The sequence below is a fragment of the Olsenella kribbiana genome (genome assembly GCF_036408795.1).
Taxonomy (GTDB): Bacteria; Actinomycetota; Coriobacteriia; order Coriobacteriales; family Atopobiaceae; genus Olsenella_L; species Olsenella_L kribbiana.
In genome coordinates this window covers 234737-251482 of sequence record NZ_JAZGJP010000002.1, presented here as the reverse complement: position 1 = coordinate 251482, position 16746 = coordinate 234737, and the positions used below count along the sequence as shown (strand labels likewise).

The 16746-nt window shown below is 58.9% G+C and carries 16 protein-coding genes; 11 read left to right on the top strand and 5 right to left on the bottom strand.

Translation table 11 applies throughout. The annotated features are described in order from the left end of the window. Positions 1–93 precede the first annotated feature (93 nt). Together VXJ24_RS02690 and VXJ24_RS02685 are read right to left on the bottom strand one after the other, a co-directional pair. The gene (locus VXJ24_RS02690) at positions 94–1260 is read right to left on the bottom strand and encodes an alpha/beta hydrolase (protein ID WP_330971375.1); all 1167 of its coding nucleotides are present in this window, start codon (positions 1258–1260) and stop codon (positions 94–96) included. A gap of 12 nt (positions 1261–1272) precedes the next feature. Next, on the bottom strand, positions 1273–1401 hold the full coding sequence (locus VXJ24_RS02685) for a hypothetical protein (protein ID WP_330971374.1): 129 nt from the start codon (positions 1399–1401) through the stop codon (positions 1273–1275). 769 nt (positions 1402–2170) lie between these two features. Here VXJ24_RS02685 and VXJ24_RS02680 point away from each other — a divergent pair. The 5 genes from VXJ24_RS02680 (at position 2171) to VXJ24_RS02660 (ending at position 6119) form a co-directional block, all read left to right on the top strand. Further along, positions 2171–2902: an amino acid ABC transporter ATP-binding protein gene (locus VXJ24_RS02680; protein ID WP_330971373.1), complete on the top strand. Its 732-nt coding sequence runs from the start codon at positions 2171–2173 to the stop codon at positions 2900–2902. 124 nt (positions 2903–3026) lie between these two features. Then, positions 3027–3923 carry a transporter substrate-binding domain-containing protein gene (locus tag VXJ24_RS02675; RefSeq protein ID WP_330971372.1) on the top strand — a complete coding sequence of 299 codons (897 nt, stop codon included), beginning with the start codon at positions 3027–3029 and terminating at the stop codon, positions 3921–3923. Between the two features lie 77 nt (positions 3924–4000). After that, a complete protein-coding gene (locus VXJ24_RS02670; RefSeq protein WP_330971371.1) occupies positions 4001–4750 on the top strand; it encodes an amino acid ABC transporter permease in 750 nt (249 codons plus the stop codon). Between the two features lie 3 nt (positions 4751–4753). Beyond that, complete coding sequence (locus tag VXJ24_RS02665) at positions 4754–5401, top strand: amino acid ABC transporter permease (protein ID WP_330971370.1); 648 nt, start codon at positions 4754–4756, stop codon at positions 5399–5401. 22 nt (positions 5402–5423) lie between these two features. Next, positions 5424–6119 carry a cytidylate kinase-like family protein gene (locus VXJ24_RS02660; RefSeq protein WP_330971369.1) on the top strand — a complete coding sequence of 232 codons (696 nt, stop codon included), beginning with the start codon at positions 5424–5426 and terminating at the stop codon, positions 6117–6119. Between the two features lie 284 nt (positions 6120–6403). Here the strand turns inward: VXJ24_RS02660 and VXJ24_RS02655 are convergent, their stop codons facing one another. From VXJ24_RS02655 to rhaB, 3 genes are read right to left on the bottom strand one after another with little or no spacing between them, the layout of a single operon-like run. Continuing rightward, the gene (locus tag VXJ24_RS02655; RefSeq protein WP_330971368.1) at positions 6404–7831 is read right to left on the bottom strand and encodes an arabinose isomerase; all 1428 of its coding nucleotides are present in this window, start codon (positions 7829–7831) and stop codon (positions 6404–6406) included. Positions 7832–7857: 26 nt separating this feature from the next. Next, positions 7858–8685, bottom strand: coding sequence for a rhamnulose-1-phosphate aldolase (gene rhaD, locus VXJ24_RS02650; RefSeq protein ID WP_330971367.1), 828 nt, complete (start codon positions 8683–8685; stop codon positions 7858–7860). A gap of 60 nt (positions 8686–8745) precedes the next feature. Next, the gene (gene rhaB / locus VXJ24_RS02645) at positions 8746–10176 is read right to left on the bottom strand and encodes a rhamnulokinase (RefSeq protein WP_330971366.1); all 1431 of its coding nucleotides are present in this window, start codon (positions 10174–10176) and stop codon (positions 8746–8748) included. A gap of 163 nt (positions 10177–10339) precedes the next feature. Here rhaB and VXJ24_RS02640 point away from each other — a divergent pair, with 163 nt between their 5' ends. The 6 genes from VXJ24_RS02640 (at position 10340) to VXJ24_RS02615 (ending at position 16704) form a co-directional block, all read left to right on the top strand. Next, positions 10340–11230 carry a helix-turn-helix domain-containing protein gene (locus VXJ24_RS02640; protein ID WP_330971365.1) on the top strand — a complete coding sequence of 297 codons (891 nt, stop codon included), beginning with the start codon at positions 10340–10342 and terminating at the stop codon, positions 11228–11230. Further along, complete coding sequence (locus VXJ24_RS02635) at positions 11170–11727, top strand: queuosine precursor transporter (RefSeq protein ID WP_330971418.1); 558 nt, start codon at positions 11170–11172, stop codon at positions 11725–11727. The genes VXJ24_RS02640 and VXJ24_RS02635 overlap by 61 nt, the downstream gene beginning before the upstream one ends. A gap of 367 nt (positions 11728–12094) precedes the next feature. Further along, positions 12095–12838 carry a pyruvate formate-lyase-activating protein gene (gene pflA / locus VXJ24_RS02630; protein WP_330971364.1) on the top strand — a complete coding sequence of 248 codons (744 nt, stop codon included), beginning with the start codon at positions 12095–12097 and terminating at the stop codon, positions 12836–12838. 10 nt (positions 12839–12848) lie between these two features. Continuing rightward, positions 12849–15119, top strand: coding sequence for a formate C-acetyltransferase (gene pflB / locus VXJ24_RS02625; protein WP_330971363.1), 2271 nt, complete (start codon positions 12849–12851; stop codon positions 15117–15119). 195 nt (positions 15120–15314) lie between these two features. Further along, complete coding sequence (locus VXJ24_RS02620; protein ID WP_330971362.1) at positions 15315–15662, top strand: hypothetical protein; 348 nt, start codon at positions 15315–15317, stop codon at positions 15660–15662. Continuing rightward, positions 15655–16704: a type II TA system antitoxin MqsA family protein gene (locus VXJ24_RS02615; RefSeq protein WP_330971361.1), complete on the top strand. Its 1050-nt coding sequence runs from the start codon at positions 15655–15657 to the stop codon at positions 16702–16704. Before VXJ24_RS02620 ends, VXJ24_RS02615 begins: the two co-directional genes overlap by 8 nt. The last annotated feature ends 42 nt before the right edge of the window (positions 16705–16746 follow it).

Here is a 16746-nt window from a genome sequence, read left to right as displayed (position 1 = left end):
CAAAGGAATAGAGGAAGCAGAGGACCATGGCAAGAGCTGGCCGGCGCACTTCAGTATCTCGAACCGCCAGCGGCAATGGCTTTGTGGACCCCCCTACCTCACGAAGCGGTCCATGAACGCGATCTGCAGGTCCAGGCTTTCGCGTGCCGCCGCAGAATCTGTGGTGTCAAAGCTGTGCGGCTCGCCCTCGAAGATGTGGAGCTCATGCTCGACGCCCAGCTCTTCCAGACGTGCTGCCAGCTCCTTGGCCTGGTCTCCGTAGGTGTATCTGGTCCCGTCATCTATGTAGCAGGGCGGCATGGCAGATGTCACATTCGATATCACATTGCTGTCTGCAAGCGCCTCGTCGGCCTCGTCCAGCCATGAGACACCCAGATAGGACCTCACACAAGCGTCTCCGCCATAGTCCATCACAGGATTTCGGTCCTCGGTCCTGCCCATCCGCGCATTGTCCAGAACCGCGCAGTTGAATGCGACCGAGCGGATATCGTCAGGCGTCAGGACCTGCGGGATGCCGGTCCTGCCAGCGTAATCGCTGTCGACCTGTGCCAGAACGAACATGCCGGTGATATTGCCTCCGGCGCTTCCGCATGCAAAGCTCACGTTGTGCATATCGATGCCCCATCTTGAGGCACCCTCTTCCACCATGAACTTCATCGCTTCGGCGAGCTGCATGACAGGCACCGGGTAGGTATATACGGGCGGATGTGCGTAATTCACGCTCACGATATTGTAGCCCGCCTCGAGATAACGTTCGAGATAGACATAGAACCCGCCATTCGCATTTCCCGTCGGATCGCCGAAGAGCTTGTCGCCGAATACGTATCCACCACCATGGACATAGACCAGGGTCGGCGCATCTGATCCGGCGTCTTTCGCGAGATAGAGGTCCAGATAGCCGTTGGGGTACATGCTTCTGTAGTCGACATCGCTAATCTGCGTCGTGCCGTCCGCACGGACTTCAGATGTTTCGCGTGCGTCTGTGAGATTGGCTACCGACCACCTCGACGCCAGCACATTTGGGTCAATCCAGACCGCAGCTCCGAAGGCAGAAGCTCCTGCGAGGACCAACAGAAGCATGACAAGGAGAATCCGGGAGGCGAGACCGCGGCTGCCCCAACTGCCAGCCAGGACCAAGACCGCAAGCACCACCGATGCTGTCACAAGGACCACGAGCGCCGAGCGCTCCGTCTGGCCTGAGGACGCCACAAAGGCAGCAAGAGCTCCAATCCATACCAGCGATGCAGCTGCAGCAGGCATCCAGAGCGGCGGCTACTGCATGAGCGCCTGTGCAAGCAGAGCTGCAGCTGCCACCGCAGACAGGGCAAGCGGAATCGTCTGCAGGTTTATGAGGAGAAGCGGCAGCGCACTTCCTGCAAGGACCATGAATGCAAGGAACATGTTCAAGGCAGCTCCCATCAGAAGCCGGCTGCCAGCAGCAGCCAGCGATTTGCCCGAGCGAAGATGCATCCAATCTATCACGGCATATGCCGGTGCAGCCGGCGGCAGCCTATGGCCACCCGAGCAAAGCTACAGCACTCGCTATGACTCCTAGCATTGCCGTTTGATATTGCCCGCGTCTATCAATGCCTTGAAGAAGATGCCACTGCGGACGCGTCCCGTACTCCCGTACATGAGGCATGCAGACATCCCTGGCCATTCTCATGTTCTCCGGTTGCCACGCATACACACGGTCCCGATATCGATGCCCCCGGCTTGGCAACGGAAGGACAAGCCTCGAAATGCGCTTTCCCGCAGGGCGGTGCACATAGCGAAGAATGTCCCTCAAGCCCGCGCCCGGGCCGCATGCGCAGCAGCATCCTTGCCACGAAATCACGGCAAGGGACAGGTGCCTCTCCGTCTCATATCCGAAGGGCTCGAGCGGCATCGAACATCTGGGACGAAAACCGGCCTGGACTGCCTGTCTCAGAATCAAGTGCCGATGCGTCTGCTCATCGCGGGCACCACAGAGCTCCATGCGAGCAGCATGGCCACAATCCTCAGCAGCCGAGATGCCCAGGTTCATGAATGCGCACGTGCCGTAACACTTCTGCCGTATGTTCGACAGACATCATTAATTCTATTGCTCTGTTTGGAAACTCGTCGTTTTCCTGCCGATAGCACTGCCTCCTTACTATCAGATACATGAAACGGCTGGCAGGAGGTCTATATGGCCGACATGATCGAAATCAAGAATCTGAACAAGTACTTCGGCGACCTGCACGTCCTGAAGGACGTGAACCTCTCCGTCAGGGAAGGCGAGAAGCTGGTGCTCATCGGGCCGTCAGGCTCGGGCAAGTCTACGCTGATTCGTTCGATCAACTGGCTGGAGGAGCCCACATCCGGCGAGGTGTACATCGACGGGCAGCTCATGACCCGGAAGAACCACAACGCTATCACCCGCAAGTACACGTCGATGGTGTTCCAGCAGTTCAATCTCTACCCGAACATGACGGTCATGGGCAATCTCACGCTCGCGCCCATGAAGCTTCAGAAGAAGAGCCGTGAGCAGGCCGAGGCGGAGGCCATGAAGAACCTTGAGCGCGTTGGCCTGATACAGAAGGCCAACGAGTTCCCGCAGAACCTCTCGGGCGGCCAGCAGCAGCGCGTTGCCATCGCCCGCGCACTTTGTACGAGGCAGCCCATCATGCTGCTGGATGAGCCCACCAGTGCATTGGATCCCGAGATGGTCAGCGAGGTCCTGAATGTAATGGTCGAGCTGGCGCACGAGAACATCACGATGATCTGCGTCACGCACGAAATGGGCTTTGCACGTCAGGTAGCCGATCGTGTCGTGTTCATGGATGACGGCCAGATTCTGGAGACCGGCACGCCCGAGCACTTCTTCGAGCACCCAGAAAACCCGCGCTGCCAGGAGTTCCTGAGCAAGATACTTCGCTAGGAGTCGGCCCTGCAGTCCGGGATTTCATCAGGAGACGAGCCCTTTGCTTCGCCGAGTTCGCTGGCCAGGGCTTCTCTCAGCACCTGAAGCATCACCATGCCATCACAACCATTGGAGGTAGACCATGTCCAGCATCACCCGCAGATCCTTCATCAGCTTCGCGTTCGGCTCTGCCGCCCTCGCCAGCCTTGCACTTGCTGGCTGCGACAACTCAGATGACGACACCACGTCCAGCAGCTCCAGCAGCTCGGACTCCGAAAACACGGTGACCTCCGATCCTGGCATCCAGTCCATCAAGGACCGCGGCACGCTGAAGTGCGGCATCAAGACCGATGTCCCCGGATTCGGCTACGATGACCCCAACACGGGCACCTATGACGGCCTCGAGGTCGACCTGTGCTACCAGATTGCCGGAAAGATCTTCGGTATCACCGCCGATGAGGCCAAGTCCGGCGACAAGGTCTCCTTCACCGGCGTCACTGCAAAGACCCGCGGACCCCTGCTCGACTCCGGCGAGCTTGACCTGGTGGCTGCCACCTACACCATCACCGAAGAGCGCAAGCAGTCATGGAACTTCTCGGACCCGTACTACACTGACTCGCTGGGCATGCTGGTGCTGAAGTCCTCTGGCATGAAGACCCTGGACGATCTGGATGGCAAGATCATCGGCGTCGCACAGGGAGCCACGACGAAGGATGCCGTGCAGCAGATGCTGCAGGATCAGGGGAAGAGCAGCCTGAATGTCACCTTCCAGGAGTTCCCCGACTACCCCACCCTGTCGGCAGCCCTGTCATCCCAGACCATCGACGTGTTCTCGGTCGACCGCTCCATCCTGCATGGCTATGAGGATGACTCGAACGAGCTCCTGTGCCCTGACATCATCTTCGGCGAGCAGCAGTACGGTGTCGCCACGAACCTGAACGCCACTGAGCTGACCGACCTCGTGAACGGCGTTATCGACGACCTCAAGTCCTCCGGCGAGCTGGACGAGCTCATAGCTGCCAACGGCCTCGACGCCTAGCGTCTGAAGCTCATGTCCACGGGGCCGTCCGGCACAGTATCCGGGCGGCCCCATCCATCTATCGAAAGGGGCATCGCATGCTCGGCGGGCTTCTGATGACAAAGCGCTGGGCCAAGACCCTGGCAGAGAGCGACCTTCTGTGGCAGGGGTTCTTCTTCACCCTCAGGGTCGCCTTGGCAGGATTGGCTGTGGCACTTGTGCTCGGCACGATACTGGGCGTGTTCTCGACTACACGCTCGAAGATCCTGCGCGGCATAGCCCGTGTATACGTGGAGATCTACCAGAACACCCCCGTTGTCGTGCAGGTGTTCTTCATGTACACAGCAGGTCCGCGCATCCTGATGGCCATCCAGGGCGCGTCCTCCCCCGTGAGGATTGCGCCGTTCGTCCTCGGCGTCGTGGGCGTAGGCATGTACCACGCAGCCTACGTGGCGGAAGTCATCCGCACCGGCATCCAGGCCATCCCGCGCGGCCAGATGGAAGGTGCCATATCACAGGGCTTCACGCGCGTGCAGGCATACCGCTACATCATCCTTCCGCAGACGTTCAAGATCATCCTGCCGCCTTTGGCCAATCAGGCCCTGAACCTGGTCAAGAACACCTCGGTCCTGGCGCTGATCGCTGGCGGCGACCTCATGTATCAGGCTGATGTGATCGTTTCTGACACAGGCTACCTCCAGGGATACATCCTGTGCTGTGTCATGTACTTCATCATCTGCTTCCCGCTGGCAATGCTCATCACCTGGCTCGAGAAGCGCAGCAAGCGCCTGCCCAAGGTGCGCCACGCCGTCAAGATCCCTGCCAGCACGAAGATGAAGGAGGCGTAGCATATGGACATCTTCACTCCCGCAAACGTCACCTTCATGCTGACCGGTCTGGTGAATACCATCATCATCTCGGCCGCCTCCATCGTGCTGTCCATCGTGTTCGGCACCATCCTGGCACTGATAAAGACGTACGCACATGGCCCCTGGCGCTGGGCCAGCTGGCTGGTGAGCGCCTACATCGAGCTGTTCCGCTGCACGCCCAACCTGCTGTGGATCCTAATCTTCCGCTTCACCATGAAGGGCAACGAGCTTCTGATCTCCATCCTGGTGTTCACGGTGTTCACCTCTGCTGTCATGGCTGAGATCGTCCGTGGCGGACTGAACGCGATTCCCAAGGGACAGTTCGAGGCTGCCCAGTCTCAGAGCTTCGGCTTCTTCCAGACCATGCGGCTCATCGTCCTGCCCCAGACATTCAAGATGATCGTCCCTGCTCTGTTCAGCCAGTGCACTACCGTTATCAAGGATACCTCGTACCTGCGCGGCATCGACGTGCACGAGTTCATGCGCAACTCCTCGGTGGTCATGGGCCAGGCAGCTACGCTGGAACAGATCCTTCTGCTGTATGGCTTCGTGCTGCTGACCTACTTCGTGCTGAATTTCTCGATTTCGCTGGCAGTCCGTTCGCGCCAGCGGAAGCTCGTGGCGGCATAGCACAATGGCAAAGGAGACCGGAATGTCAGATACAAGCAAGTTCGCAGGCGCGCCCGACTCCTCCATATCCGTGCCGGGCTCTGCCCCGACCAAAGGACCCGATTCCGCAGGGGCGCCAAACCCTGTGGTCATATCCATCGCACGCGACTACGGCGCCGAGGGCCACGAGATCGGTGTCCTTCTGGAAAAGCACCTGGGCATCCCCCTTTACGACAACGAGCTCCTTGTGCGTTCGGCTCTGAGCTCGGGCGTCGAGGTGGGCGAGCTCGCAAGCTTCGACGAGAAGAATACGTCAGGACCTTTGACCTACCTGCCCGACGTGACCGACCAGCGCACCACGTCCGAGCGCTTCTTCCAGGCGATGCGCCAGACCATCCTGGACCTGGGCATGTCACGCACGTGCATCATCGAAGGCCGCCTCTCAGACTATATCCTGCGGGACAACCCCAACCTGATCAGTGTGCTCATAACTGCACCGATGGACGAGCGCGTGCGCATCGTCAGCACGAAGCGCCACATCGGCGCTATTGAGGGAAAGCTCCTTGTGCGCAGCAAGCAGAAGGAGCGCGAGAAATTCTACACGCGCTTCTCGGGCGGCAAGTGGGACATGCACATGGGCAAGGACCTGGTGGTGGACCGCTCTGTCTGGGGCCGCGAGGGCTGCTGCCAGATCATCAGCGCAGCGTACCAGTACCGCTGCGCGCATAGGCTGGGATAGGCATCGATAGATCCCACCCATTGACGCAGCCGGATGAGCGCACAGCAGCGGGCGGGGTGGCACCCCAGCAAGTGCCGCCCCGCCCGTCTTCTATCATGAAGCCACCGACCAGCACGTCGCTCTGTGTCCAGCTTTCTTGCAGCCATCCCTCCGAACCTTGAGCCTCCGCTGCCGCCAGCTCCCCGCAGAGCAGGCAGGCCGCAGAGAGATGTGTGCCCATACAAAAATGCAGCCTGCCACACTATGGGCAGGCTGCATTGGGGAAAGGCTTGCTTGTTCTGCTCTTAGCGGCAGATGACCTCGACCGGCACATCCAGGATCTTGGCGACCTTGATGATCGTGTCGGTATAGCTGCCGATGCAGGCGGCCATGTGGTGCGTAGGACCAGCCTCTGCCCAGCGGTTCGCGAACTCACGGGCACCGATGGAGAAGCGCATGCGCATATTGGTATCGCCGAACATGAAGATGGGGCCTTCGACGTTCTCTCCCTCGGCGACCACGAACTTGAAGTGCCCATCCATGTCCTGGGTGATAGCAAGATAGGTGATGGTGCCCAGAGGCGGATAGAACTGCGTGAGATAGCCGCCACCGGTCTTTCCGTGAAACACCGGCACGACCTTCATCGTCGGCTTGTGCGCCTGGCTGATATCGGCATCTCCTGAGCCGGAGTGACCGATGATGCAGATGTCCTCGGGGAAGTCGATGGAATACATCTCGGAGAGCTGGCCCGTGCCGGAGATGGTCTTCAGGATGCTCATGGCAATGGCGACCTTCATGTCTCCCTCGACAGCGCAGGCAGTCCCCTGCTTGATGAGCATGGAGAAAGCGGGGATAAGCATGGAGTCGAGGACTCCTGCCTTGCCCTGGGCATAGCCGTCGTAGTGGGATGCAACAAGACCCAGATCCTCATCCTTCACCCACTGCTCGAAGGCGATGACATAGCGTGCCATCTCGCGGATCGGCCTGTCGTGGATGCTGGCACCGCCCTGGACCTCGAAGGTATCGAGTATCTCTTTCGCCTTCTCATCGATGGCTGCCTCGTCGTCCACATCGTCGGCGATGGCCCACATCTTCTCCCAGTCGAACTGCTTGGTGTAGAGCCCCAGGCGGTTGTAGAGGTTCGTCTCATCGATATAGAGGTCCATCATGCCCGGGTAGGGACGGCCGATTTGTGCGATGTTCGTGTTGCGCAGGCGGCGGCGGACCTGGGCAGCACGACACCAGTCCTCGATCTCCGCCTGGGCAGCAGGGTCTCCGCCCTCCACGACGCCGGTGATGACGGCGTGACGCTTGCCGGCACGGTTGAGGTCTGCCACCATCTCGCCCACAGCGCCGCAGGCATAGAGCTCGCCGAGCCAGGTCGGGATGTCCGTGGCTGCATAGTCGGGCTGGGCCTTCTTCTGGAGGTTCACGAGGACGACCGGCACATTGAGGTCACGGATGGCCGGAAGCATGTTGTAGGACGTCGCATAGGTGAGAAGCTGGCAGATCACGAGGTCGACGTCTGCTGCACGGAACTTGTCGCCGGCAGCTTGTGCTGCCTCCTTGGTGGTGACCATGCCGCCGTCGATGAGCTCGACAGACGTGGGGATGGTCTTCTTGAATGCTTCGTACTGTCCCTCGAACTCAGGCACGAGCTGCGGGAACTGCGGCAGATAGGCTCCAAGGGCAATAGAGAATACGGCGACACGCGCCTTTGTTTCGACGAGCATGGACTCTCCCCTTTCCTGTGCGACGACTAGTCGACGAAGTCGGAATTGATCTCGACGTTGAAGTCGCGGCAGGTATCCTTGAGGTTCTGGTCGGAGATGACATTCAGGAACTTGTCAGAGCCGCCATTGGCAGCGCGAGCCGCGATGTAGAGCTCTGCTGCCTTCTCGATCGTGTATGCCAGGCCGAAGGCAATGTCGAAGTCAGGCCCGGAGACGAAGAGGCCATGGTGTGCCCAGACAGCGGCAGGATACTTCTTCATGATCTCGGAGGTCGCCTGAGCGATGGCAGCGCCGCCCGGAACCATCCAGGGGACGACGCCGACGCCTGCCGGGAAGACGACGACGCATTCCGTCATCATCTGCCACAGGATGCGCGTGAAGGAACGGTCCTCGAGAGGCACGATGAAGCTCATCTCGATGACGCCAGGGGTGTGGGCGTGGTAGATGACGCGGTTCGTGGGATCTGCCATGACGCGGACGCAGTGGTTCATGTAGTGGCTCGGGAACTCGGAGGTGGGCTTTGCACCCTCGAGGAGGCCCCAGACGATGCGGTAGGCGCTTCCTTTCTCATTGATCTCGACGATGCCGATGTTGTGGGCAGGGTCGCCTGCGACATTCCTCATGTACTTGCCGGAGCCGGTAGAGAGGAAGTAGCGGCCTGCCAAGGTGGCGTCCTCGACACCCATCGAAACCCACTCACGCGGCTCTGCAAAGAAGGGCCTGGCCTCTGCCACTTCCTCTTCGCTCATGAGGTAGGTGAGGTTTCCGCCATTGCGCTCGTGCCAGCCCTGCTTAAAGCCGTCGTCGCACATGCGGGTGAAGCCCTGGACGAACTCGAGATCCTCTATTGCCATGATCTTTCTCTCCTTCCGGCAGGGCTCCTGTGCCCCGCCTGTCTTTCTGTGCCTGTCTGCCTATCTGGGCTGGTACTCGGTGATTTCGAAACTGTCCTTGATGGCTCTTCGCGCGCTCTCGAGGTCTGGATACGCGCCTTCCGCGATGAACTGGACCATGAGGTTGCCAAGAGCAGTGCCTTCGGTGGGGCCGGCAAAGACCGGAAGCCCCGTGGCATCTGCTGTCGCCTGGTTGAGGTAGGCGTTGTTCGAGCCGCCGCCCACGATATTGATGGAAGTATAGTCCGTGCCGGTAAGCTCCTTGAGCTCCTGGACGCAGCGGGCATAGTCAGAGGCGAGCGAGTCATACACCACAAGTGCAACCTCGCCTGCCGTCTCAGGCACGGACTTCCCTGCCTCCCTGCATGCCTGCCTGATCTCAGAGACCATGGACTGGGGTGCCAGGAATGCCGGCTGGTCTACATCGACAGTTGCGGCAAAGCCTTCTGTACGGGCAGCCTCAGCTGCCTTGACAAGCTCGCCCCAGCTGGGAAGCGCGCCTGTCTCCTTGCCAAGCTCGCGGCGGACGTTCTGGATCATCCAGAGGCCCATGATGTTCTTGAGGTAGCGGAAGCGGCCTTCATAGCCGCCTTCGTTCGTGAAATTGGCCTGGGCGCTTGCAGGGGTGGTAATGGCAGAGCGCAGCTCGCAGCCCAGAAGCGACCAGGTGCCAGATGAGAGATAGACAGCCTTCTCGTCCCTGGCAGGAACGGCGAGCCAGGCAGATCCCGTGTCATGGGTTGCCGGAAGCACGATCTGGGCTGAGTAGCCCACACGCTCGGCGATTTCCGGCGTGAATGTGCCCAGCACCGTGCCGGGCATGCTGATGGGCTGGAAGATCTCGCGTGGCAGGCCCAGGCGATCGATGAGCCCATTGTCCCAGTCCATGGTCTTGGCATTCACGAGCGCTGTAGTGCTGGCGTTGGTGTACTCGTTGGCCTTGACGCCGCAGAGCAGGAAGTTGAGGTAGTCAGGAACCATGAGGAAGGTACGGGCAGATGCAAGCTGCTCTGGATGCTCTGCCTTCTGCGCATAGAGCTGGTAGCAGGTATTGAACTGCTGGTACTGGATGCCGCAACGCATATACTGCTCGTCGAAGGAGAGGATGTGCTGCTTCTCCAGAAGATCGCGCACGCCCTGCGTGCGCGAGTCGCGATAGCCGACCGCATCTCCTATGCGATGGTCGTCTGCATCGAGCAGGACATAGTCCACTGCCCAGGTATCGATGCCGATGGTATCGGGAACAAGGCCACGCTCCCCTGCCACACGCAGGCCCTCGACGACGTTCTTGAAAAGCTTGTTCATGTCCCAGCAGAGATGCCCATCCTTCTCGATGAGGCCATTCTCGAAGCGATAGACCTCCTCGAGGACCATGCGGCCATCGATGACTTCGCCCACGATGTGGCGCCCGCTCGAAGCGCCGATGTCGATAGCAAGATGCCTCTGTCCCATTGCCTGCCCAATCTCGAAATAGTGAATTGCTCTTCCCTGCTTGTCTATTGGGCATATTACATGGTCATTCTGCGTATATCTATGCTGCAAAGTGACCATGTTTTTCGAAAAGCTATCCTCTTTGGAAGAGCCGTATGCATGCCGGATGAGGGGTGGGTCAGCCATGCTTACCTATACGCTTGACATGGAACGCCAGAGCCAATGGATCCGCTCGACGCCGAGCGAGCTTGAGCGCCGCCAGCCCCTCTGGTGCACGGAAGCAGGCTGCTTCTATGCCTTAGGCAATTTCTCGACCTCGCGCACGAGCAAGGACAGCTATCTGCTCTTCTATACCTTCAGCGGTGCCGGCGTCGTGCATCAGGGAGGACAGGGTGTACGCCTCGAGAAGGGGCATGCCCTCCTTATGGACTGCCGGAGCCCGCAGAACTATGGCACAGCACAGGACCGAGGGCACTGGTATCACTGGTGGGCGCATGTGGATGGTCCCGCCATCGCTGCCATGGGCGAAGTGCTCGGCCTTCCCCGCCTTGTTCCCGTGCCCCTTGCAGCATCCTTCGCAGAGCGGCATTTCACCACCATCCTCCAAGAGCTCGAAAAGGAGGGTGCCGCTCCCATGCTTCGCCAGGACAGGGCGATATACGACATCGTGGCCACGATGGCAGAGACAGCTGTGCAGTCTGAGGTGCAGGAGATGGGGACAGGGCCTGTCGAGGCAGCGCGCAGGCTCGTCGAGCTCAGATATGCTGATGACCTCACGGTAGAGGACATGGCACGCGAAGCGAATGTGAGCCCCTCCTACCTCATGCGCATCTTCAAGCGCCAGCTTGGGACCTCTCCCCACAACTATCTGCTGCGCTATCGCATCACGAAGGCACGCGAGCTTCTCGTAGAGACGACAGAGCCCGTCTCACGCATCGCACGCGAGACGGGCTTTTCAAGCGACAGCAACTTCTCGTACCGCTTCAGGCAGATGACAGGACAGAGCCCCAGGGAATATCGCGAATCGAGCCCACTGCGTGCGATGGATGCAGACACAAGCATTCCAGAGGACTAGATCTCGTACGCCTCAGGCGATCCATCAAGCGCAAGCCACGCTGCCGCAAGCTCGACCCAGCACGCCGCGTCACCATCACGGCCTTCCTCTGCGACCTCTTATGCGTCATCCTCTTCCAGCCGACGCTTGTGTCACCGTCCTTTTCTACCTTCACGGCACAGTCTGCCCTCGAAGCCGTGCTTGGCTCTACCCCGTGCATCCTGGCTGCAAGCTTCACCGCCTATGTCGCAGGCTCCCACTCCAATGCCAAGATCATGGAGCTCATGCATATGCATGACGGAGAGAAGAGACTGGCATGGCGATGCATTGCTTCCACCATTGGGGGTGAGACGCTCGACATGACGGTATTCACGCTCCTTGCCTTCACAGGCGTCCTTCCCTGGCCTGTCATCGGCCAGATGATCGTTGTCGCGAGCGCCATCAAGGTAGCTGTCGAGTGCATCTGCTATCCCCTTGTGACCTCCCATGTCATTGCCTGGGCCAAGACGCTGGAGTAGGTGCCCGCCAGACATCAGACAGCCATTGCAACGCCTTCCCCCTTCTTCTTTGGGGAAGGCATTTTCACTGCATGCTTGGCGCAATGTGCCACCAAGACAGATCGAGCCGGCAAAGATCGATGGCATCCAGAAGGACGAAGGAGAATGCATTCCAATCTGTCTCTGTCAGCTCGATGCCTTTTCCCGCCACAAACGGGCATACTCCGCCAGCATCCGTTATGGTTTCTGACAGATAGGACTCTGTCTCAGAAAAATTTCCCGAAACAATTCTGCAACTTGATTAGAGTCAAGGAACGGTAAAGCCTGACCCCCTAGATTTGATGCCATCACATCACGTGCACCACCAAATCTTGGGCAGGAGGGGCATATGCAGGGCCGCATTCATTCAGTCGAATCGTTCGGATCGGCAGATGGTCCAGGCGTCAGGTTCCTCATCTTCCTTCAGGGCTGCCCGATGCGCTGCCGCTATTGCCACAATCCTGATACCTGGAAGCTCGATGGCGGGACCTTGATGGAAGCAGACGAGCTTCTGGACAAGGCGGAACGCTACCGCTCCTACTGGGGACCCGAAGGCGGCATCACGGTATCCGGGGGCGAAGCCCTCATGCAGGTTCCCTTCGTGACGGAGCTCTTCGAGAAGGCCCACGAGCGCGGCATCAATACCTGCCTCGACACCTCTCTTGCTCCCTACACGACGCAGGAGCCCTGGCATTCCGGCTTCGAGCGTCTCATGGCGTCGACCGATCTTGTGCTGGTCGACATCAAGCACATCGATCCTGTCGAGCACCAGAAGCTCACAGGCCACGGCAACGAGAACATCCTTGAAGCACTGAGGTGGCTCTCCGACCACAAAATCCCGGTCTGGATTCGCCATGTCCTCGTCCCTGACATCACGGACGTAGATTCCTACCTCGAGCGCACCCGCGACTTCATCCAGACACTGGACAATGTCCAGCGCATCGAGGTTCTGCCCTATCACACGCTTGGCATCTTCAAATGGGACGAACTTGGCATCCCCTACACCCTGAGGGACACCGAACCACCCACCCCAGAGAGGGTCGAGCACGCGCTTCATATTCTTCGCACACCAAAAGAGGCAACAGGAAAATAGGAGGTTCTTGATGGCAACAACGGAAGCATGGAAGGGATTTGTCCCTGGCCACTGGACAAAGGACGTGAACGTCCGCGACTTCATCCAGCGCAACTACACCCAGTATGAGGGAGACGAGTCCTTCCTCGAGGGTCCGACCGCAGCGACAGACGAGCTCTGGGGCGATGTCCAGGAGTTCCAGAAGCAGGAGCGCGCCAAGGGCGGCGTCCTCGACTGCGAGACCGAGGTCGTCTCCGGCCTCACTGCCTACGGCCCTGGCTACATCGATCCTGAGCACAAGGAGCTCGAGAAGGTTGTCGGCCTCCAGACAGACAAGCCCCTGAAGCGTGCCTTCATGCCGTACGGCGGCATCAAGATGGCCCAGCAGGCTGCCGAGTCCTATGGCTACAAGATCAATGAAAAGTACGACAAGATCTTCAACGAGTACCACAAGACCCACAACCAGGCAGTCTTCGATGCCTATACGCCTGAGATGCGTGCTGCCCGCCACTCCCATGTCATCACCGGCCTGCCTGACACCTATGGCCGTGGCCGCATCGTCGGCGACTACCGCCGTGTCGCCCTCTACGGCATCGACTTCCTGATCCAGCAGAAGCAGGCTGACCTCCTGAACTGCGGCGACGGCACCATGCTCGACGATGTCATCCGCCAGCGCGAGGAGATCGCAGACCAGATCCGTGCCCTCAAGGGCATGAAGGAGATGGCCAAGATCTACGGCTACGACATCTCCAAGCCTGCAACCGATGCCCATGAGGCTGTTCAGTGGCTCTACTTCGGCTACCTTGCTGCCATCAAGACCCAGAACGGCGCTGCCATGTCCGTGGGCCGCATCTCGACCTTCCTCGACATCTACATCCAGCGCGACCTCGAGGCCGGCAAGATCACCGAGAAGGAAGCACAGGAGCTTATCGACCACCTCGTGCTGAAGTTCCGCATGGTCAAGTTTGCCCGCATCCCGTCCTACAACGAGCTCTTCTCCGGCGACCCGGTCTGGGCCACGCTCGAGATGGCAGGGCTTGGCATGGACGGCCGCCATATGGTCACGAAGAACGACTTCCGCTTCCTCCACACGCTCGAGAACATGGGTCCTGCTCCCGAGCCGAACCTCACGGTCCTCTATTCCAAGCGCCTCCCGGAGAACTTCCGCCGCTATGCCGCCAAGATCTCCATCACGACCAGCTCCATCCAGTATGAGAACGACGATGTGATGCGTCCGGTCTGGGGAGACGACTACTCCATCTGCTGCTGCGTGTCTGCTACCGAGACCGGCAAGGAAATGCAGTTCTTCGGCGCTCGTGCCAACCTCGCAAAGTGCCTGAACTATGCCATCAACGGCGGCAAGGACGCGAAGTTCACGGACAAGCAGGGCAACCACATGCAGGTCGGCCCCGAGCTTGCCCCGATCACGTCGGAGTATCTCGACTACGACGAGGTCATGCACAAGTTTGACCTGATGATGGACTGGCTCGCAGGCCTCTACGTGAACATCCTGAACCTCATCCAGTACATGCATGACAAGTACTACTACGAGGCCGCAGAGATGGCACTGATCGACACCGATGTGCGCCGTACCTTCGCGACCGGCATCGCTGGCTTCAGCCATGTCGTGGACTCCCTTTCCGCCATCAAGTATGCAAAGGTGAAGACCGTCCGCGACGAGACCGGCCTCGTTGTCGACTACAAGGTCGAGGGCGACTTCCCGCGCTACGGCAACGATGATGACCGTGCCGACGACATTGCTGTGTGGCTGCTCAAGACCTTCATCACGAAGGTCAAGAAGCACCACACCTACAGGAACTCCGAGCCCACGACCTCGATCCTGACCATCACCTCGAACGTGGTCTACGGCAAGGCAACGGGTGCCCTGCCCGATGGCCGTCCCGCCTTCACTCCGTTCGCGCCGGGTGCCAACCCCTCCTACGGAGCCGAGAAGAATGGCCTTCTGGCTTCCCTCAACTCCGTGGCAAAGCTCCCCTACGAGTACGCCCTCGACGGCATCTCCAACACCCAGACGATCAACCCGTCTGCCCTGGGCACCGATCTCGAGCAGCGCACGAACAACCTCGTGAATGTGCTCGATGGCTACTTCGACCACGGCGCACATCACCTGAACGTCAACGTCTTCGGTGTCGAGAAGCTGAAGGATGCCATGGAGCACCCCGAGAAGCCGGAGTACGCGAACTTCACGATCCGTGTCTCGGGCTACGCCGTCAAGTTCATCGACCTGACCCGCGAGCAGCAGCTCGATGTCATTGCCCGCACCTGCCACGACCGCATGTAATCACACAGGTCCGATAGATGCACGTAAGAGGCAGCCATGGCATGAGCCGTGGCTGCCTTTTCCTTTCTGTCTGCCTCTTTGCATGCTCAGGTAGACAGAGGACATTCGGCCCACGAATATCCTCACCAGCACCATGGATGCTGTCTTGATGGCTGATTGTTGTCACTATATAATGACAGTAATCAGAGGAGGCTTATGAAATCATCTGCCTTGATAGAGCTCTTTCTGATCCAACTCAAGCAGTTCGTGGAGAAGAACTCGTTCATCCTTGTCCCACGAGATGCCAGCAAGGAATTCATGGCAAGCAGGGGCATGTCCATGGAAACGCTCACCAACGTGATCCTCTCCCTGGAGGCAAAGGATTGCTTCGATGGGCCGGAGCAGGATAGAGACCCACGTTACGCGAAGTGGACTGTAGCCGAATTTTCGCCCGTGCATGACGGGGAAAGACTCTATCTGAAACTATCCATCCGTGTCGACATCAAACGAGCCAAGTGTCTGTCGGTGAAGGCCTATGTTGAAAGGAGAGACACAGATGAATAGATATCTCGATACCTACTGCCCAGAATGCGATGCAGAGGTGCAGGCAGTGCTGCATAGGCGCCCTGCGACAATTTCTGTCCACGGCGAGAATATCGACTACATCGAGACTGTTGCAGTCTGCCCTGTATGCGGCCAGCCCATCGGCGACGCACGCATCGAAGGAGAAAATCTCGATTGCGCATACGACATCTACCGTTCAAAGCATGGAATCATGTCACCAGAGGGAATCAGCAATCTCAGAAAATCCTATGGTCTCTCCCTGCGCGAATTCAGCCGGTTCTTGGGCTTCGGAGAACAGACCATCTATCGCTATGAGCATGGAGACATACCTGACCAGCTGCACAGCTCTACGCTTGCGGCAGCGCAGACAGCTACGGGCGCGCGGCATCTGCTGGAGCGGAATGGCCAGAACCTGGCCGCCCGCTCTGTAGCCGCAATCGAAAAACATATAGACGAGCTCGAAGGTTCTGAGGAGAAGCCGGCAGCAATCCAAACGGAACTGCTGGAACGCACCGCAGCCAAGCCCTCTTCTCTCAATGGATACCGCGCTCTGGACCTCACGAGAGTATCTGCGCTGGTATTCCTGCTGTCCGAAAAATGCAAGGATCTGTACTGGACAAAGCTGCAGAAAGCCATGTTCTTTGCAGACATGCTCTTCTGCGAGCAGACCAGCCGCTCTTTGACCGGTCTTTCCTATGCCCATGCAACGTATGGTCCCGTCATGGACAACATGGATGAAATCCGGCTCTTCCTGACGGAGCACGGAATCATCAGCTTTCAGCAAAAGGGATGGGGAGAGGTCCTCGTTCCGCAGCATATCGATATACAGCCATTCGACGCTCAGGACCTATCGCTCATAGAGCAGATTGCCGAATTCGTCAATTCCTTCAATACCGCTGCAGAGCTATCGGAGTTCTCCCATCATCTCAGGTATTGGAGCGAAAATGGATGCGGCCAGCTCATCAGATATGGAGAATACGATCGAGAGGTCTCGGATGCCATAGCCGCGAGGATGCGCACGATTGCAGGTGAAGAATCTTAAGGCAGCTCCTCCGCCCTTTTGCATACAAGCCGCATCAGATTC